Here is a 4,100-nt window from a genome sequence, read left to right as displayed (position 1 = left end):
GACCGGCGGCCGGACCGCAGGGCGGCGGTCCCGGTGGGGGGCCCGCGGGTGGACCGCATGGCGGTGGCCCCGGTGGTGGACCGGCGGCCGGACCGCACGGCGGCGGTCCCGGTGGGGCACCGGGTCAGCCCGGCCCCGGTGGATTCGCACCCGGATCGCACTCCCCCGGACCACCGGCCACCTCACTGCGCGGTGACTTCCACGGACCGGGCGGACTCGATCGAGCACCGGGTGGACCTGACGCAGGCTTCCGTGGAAACGGATCTTTCCGGGGTCCGGGAGCACCCGCGGCTGACTTCCGTGGGGCCTTCCGCGGACCGGGCGGGCCCGACGCCGGATTCCGCGGCGGCTTCCACGGGCCTGGCGCAGCACCTGGCGAGTTCCGGGCGGGCTTCCGTGGTCCGGGCGCGCCGCCCTTCGCGCCATGGGGAGGACCCCGCGGAGACCTCGGCGTTCACTGGGGCGGGCCAGGCGGGCCCGGCGCGAACCTGAATTGGGCTTTCCGGGGTCCCGGTGGGCCGGCCTGGCGGTTCCGCGGCGATTTCCGCGGCCCGGGTGGGCCGTTCGGGGATGCGCGTTGGGACATCGCCTTCCGCAGTCCCGGCTTGCACCTGTTCGCGCCGCCATGGCACGGCGGCCCGCCGCCGTGGGGCCTGGGACCGGCGCCGTGGGGCTGGGGGCCTCCGCCGCCGCCCGGGCCGGGTTGGTGGCGCGGCTGGCCCGGGTACGGCTGGCCAGGAGGACCAGGGTTGTGGGGTCCGTACGATCCGTACGCCGGCTACGGTGCTTGGCCTCCGCCGCCGGGGTGGTCGCCGGCCCCGTTCAATTACTGGGGCTTCTCGGTGTTGCCACTGTGGGATCCGTACTACCAGGCGTGGGGCTTCTGGCTATTCGGGCTGTGGGTTCCACTGCCAGGCCAGCCGTGAGGAGCAGCAGATGACTGAACGAGGCGGCGAACCCGGTTACGGCCGCCGCGCGCCCACTCTGAGTCGTGCGCGATTTTCGCGGCTGACCTCGCCCGACTTCACTCTCGAACCCCAGAAACGTCGCCTCCCTTCCCGCACGACACTCGGAGTGGCGCTGGCCATCCTATTGGCGTCGGCCGCGTTGGTGATTGCCCTGCTGCCGCAGAAGTCCCAGCCCGCGCCGGCCGCCGGCCCGTCGAGCCCGCAGGAAGGAACGGCCGCGGACAAATCGTTGTGCCAGGCGATTGGGCCGCTGATGAAAGAGAACGACGACCGCAGCAACGCGTTCCTGGCCACCGGTCAGCCGGGTTCGCCGCAACGGGATGCCGCGTTGCCGAAATTTGTTTCGGACACCCAGGATTGGGCGCATCGTACGCAACAGGTATTGGATGCGCACGCCAACCCGCCGCGCTTCACGACGCGCGCGCTGCAGCGCTACATCGATGACATGCAGCTGTTCGTCGCGAGTGTTCGTCCCGGTGCCGGCACCCAGTACGACGAGGCCGCATGGACCGACAGCATCGTGGCTTACGGCGGTCCGTTGACCGCATGCCAGCAGCTGGGCATCGGCTGGTAGCTAGGACTGCGCCTCTGCGGCAAGATATTTCGACGCGCGCGGATCACCCCAGCGCTGGTCGATCGCCCGCATCGGATCGGCGTAACCACCCGCAATTCCCCGATACGGTGAGCGGCGTCTGAGGTACCAGCGCACCACCGGCGCGAGCAGTCGCAGCGGCCAGCGGCGCCAGCCTACGATCTGCTGCAACTCAGCGTTCATGTCCGGAAACGAATGACGTTGGTAATCAAGGACGTTCTGCGCGTGGCGGGTGTCCATCCAGTCGGTGGCGTACCAGGTCTGGTCGTCGTCGGGATCACCCGGCCGTCCCGGTGGCAGGGCACCGGCCAAACCCATTGCGGCGGCGGTCTCGGCGCCGAGGGCGGCCTGGAGGAGGCGATGGGTGTCGTCGCCGCCGATCAGGAACACTTCGCGGGTGTGGTCGGTGACCGTCGCCGCGCTGAACGCCCGGGCGACATCACGGACGTCGACGCTGTTGATACGCCCATCGGAGGGTAGCACCGCCTCAAAAAAGATCAGGTCGCGCTCGGCCGTCCAGCGTGGTTGGGCGGTGAGCACCCCGCCCAGCCGCAGCACCACCCAATCCAGGTCCGCGGCCATTACGTGCTCTTCAGCCAAAGCCTTGTGTTGGCCGTACAACTCGGTAGGTCGTATCGGTGTTGACGAGGTCAACAGCTCGTCGGTGCGGTACGGATTGCGTGCCCCGTACACCGCGATGCTGGAAGCCTGCACAAAACGCGGCGGGGTCGGCACTGCCTCAGCGGCTTTGACAAGCGCCGCGGTGGCGTCGACATTCACCGCTCGCGCGAGCTGTGGACGCGCGTAGCAGAACGGCGGAATGATCGCCGCCAGATGAATGATGACCGTCGGGGCGACCTCGCTGAGCAGGGCAGCGATGTGGGCCGGCGATGTCAGGTCGGCCCACCGCACCTCAACCCCGGGACGAGCGGCAAACGACTGCGCCCGTTTGCGGTTCGCAGGCACGTCGAGGTCGGTGGCGACAACGCGCCGGCCCTGATCGGCCAGCGCGGCCACCACTTCCGAGCCGACCAGGCCGAATGCCCCGGTAACGAGTACGGGATCAGCAGCAGTCATGTCAGTTTTCCTATCGGTACGGCGCCAATGATTTTTCTGGACTAATGTCTATAATTATGGTTTCACGGTATCCTCGTGAGGACGGCCAGGCAAGGTGACCCCGACCACCAAATGCGCTATCCCGGCGGGTTTGATGAGGGTATGTCGAGGTTCGATCACTTAGTTGTCGAACATGCAGCTGATTTCCTATGCTGGACTGGTGTCTAGAGATGTGGCTCCGCCGGTAAGTCCTGGCAGCGACGTTCGCGGCCCGGGCGCACGCCGGGCGGACCGGCGGCCGGGGCAGACGATCCGCAAGGTTCTCGACGCCGGCTTGGCGGAACTGCGCGAGTCGTCTTACGCCAACCTGACGATGCGTGCGGTGGCGGCCCGCGCCGGGGTTTCGCCCGCCAGCGCTTACACCTACTTTCCATCCAAAAGTGCGCTGGTTGCCGCGGTCTACCTGCGTTTTCTGCGTGAGCTTCCGCTGCACACCGACGTCAACGACACCACCAAGACACGGGTGAGCGCGACCATGCGGGACATGGCGGTGGTGGTTGCCGACGAGCCCGAGCTGACCACCGCGTGCGGGGCGGCTCTGATGGCCGACGATCCCGCGGTCACGCCATTGCGGGACCAGATCGCCGAAGAAGTGTCCCGGCGGATCGGCGCCGCTCTCGGTCCGGGTTGGTCGCGTGCGGTGCGGACCACCCTGCTGATGACGTTTGCCGGTGCGCTGATGACGACGCACTTCGTCGGGTATGAGGAAATTGCCGGGCAACTGGACGAGGCGGTCAATCTCATTCTGGGAGCGTCGGTTGCCTGAACCGGCGGTACCACCGGAATGCCCAAGGGAGTGCTGTGGCGCCAGCATGACGTGTTCGTCTCCTCAATGGGCGGAAGGTATTTCGGCACTGACGACGCAATGGCCGGGTCCGACGAGGTGGCCGAGCGCGCCAGCCAAGCGCCTGGTTTTGCCTCGATACTGCTGATTCCGCCGCTGATGCACGGCGCCGCGCAATGGGGTGCGTTCCAGATCATGACCATCGGCGGTTGGGTGGCGTTTCCTGACGATGTGGAAAGTATTCGGGCCGACCAGCTTCTGCGGCTTGCCGAGCGGGAACGGGTGATGAGTCCAGTCGTCGGCGACGCGATCGCGCGCTCGCTCCTCGACGAACTCGAGCGGGGTGGCTACGACCTGTCCGGCCTGGTGTCGATCAGTAACGGCGGCGCAGCGCTGACTCCCAGCGTCCGCAGACGCCTTACGGCCGCGCTACCTAACTTGTTGATCATTGATACCGCGGGTGCCTCGGAATCGGGTCTGCAGATGAACGCGATGTCAACCAAGGGTGAGCCAACCACCGCCAAAGTGCAGCGCTGACCGGCCGGCGAAGCCGACTACCGCTGGGCCAAGCAAGTCGCCGCCGAAAGTCTGGGGGCGGCGGCAGGTAGTGCAAGCAGACGGAAAAATCACCTAATAACCC

Annotated in this window: 4 protein-coding genes and 1 pseudogene; 4 read left to right on the top strand and 1 reads right to left on the bottom strand. The window is 67.5% G+C overall.

All coding sequences use genetic code 11. From position 1 onward, the window contains the following. Positions 1 to 926: hypothetical protein (locus VML93_RS13840; RefSeq protein WP_325611405.1), on the top strand; the 926-nt coding region annotated here is incomplete at its 5' end. A gap of 10 nt (positions 927 to 936) precedes the next feature. After that, positions 937 to 1,542 carry a hypothetical protein gene (locus VML93_RS13835; protein ID WP_325611403.1) on the top strand — a complete coding sequence of 202 codons (606 nt, stop codon included), beginning with the start codon at positions 937 to 939 and terminating at the stop codon, positions 1,540 to 1,542. Here VML93_RS13835 and VML93_RS13830 read toward each other — a convergent pair whose 3' ends face one another. Beyond that, a complete protein-coding gene (locus VML93_RS13830) occupies positions 1,543 to 2,637 on the bottom strand; it encodes an NAD(P)-dependent oxidoreductase (protein WP_325611399.1) in 1,095 nt (364 codons plus the stop codon). A 199-nt stretch (positions 2,638 to 2,836) separates the two neighbouring features. Here VML93_RS13830 and VML93_RS13825 point away from each other — a divergent pair, with 199 nt between their 5' ends. Together VML93_RS13825 and VML93_RS13820 are read left to right on the top strand one after the other, a co-directional pair. Then, a complete protein-coding gene (locus tag VML93_RS13825) occupies positions 2,837 to 3,442 on the top strand; it encodes a TetR/AcrR family transcriptional regulator (protein WP_325611397.1) in 606 nt (201 codons plus the stop codon). Between the two features lie 12 nt (positions 3,443 to 3,454). Further along, positions 3,455 to 3,997 (top strand): annotated as a pseudogene (locus VML93_RS13820) (AMP-binding protein); the annotation flags it as partial. Between the last annotated feature and the right edge of the window lie 103 nt (positions 3,998 to 4,100).

This window comes from Mycobacterium sp. (genome assembly GCF_035499775.1).
Taxonomy (GTDB): Bacteria; Actinomycetota; Actinomycetes; order Mycobacteriales; family Mycobacteriaceae; genus Mycobacterium.
The sequence above is the reverse complement of the archived record's forward strand: the minus strand, read 5'-3'. Positions and strand labels throughout refer to the sequence as shown.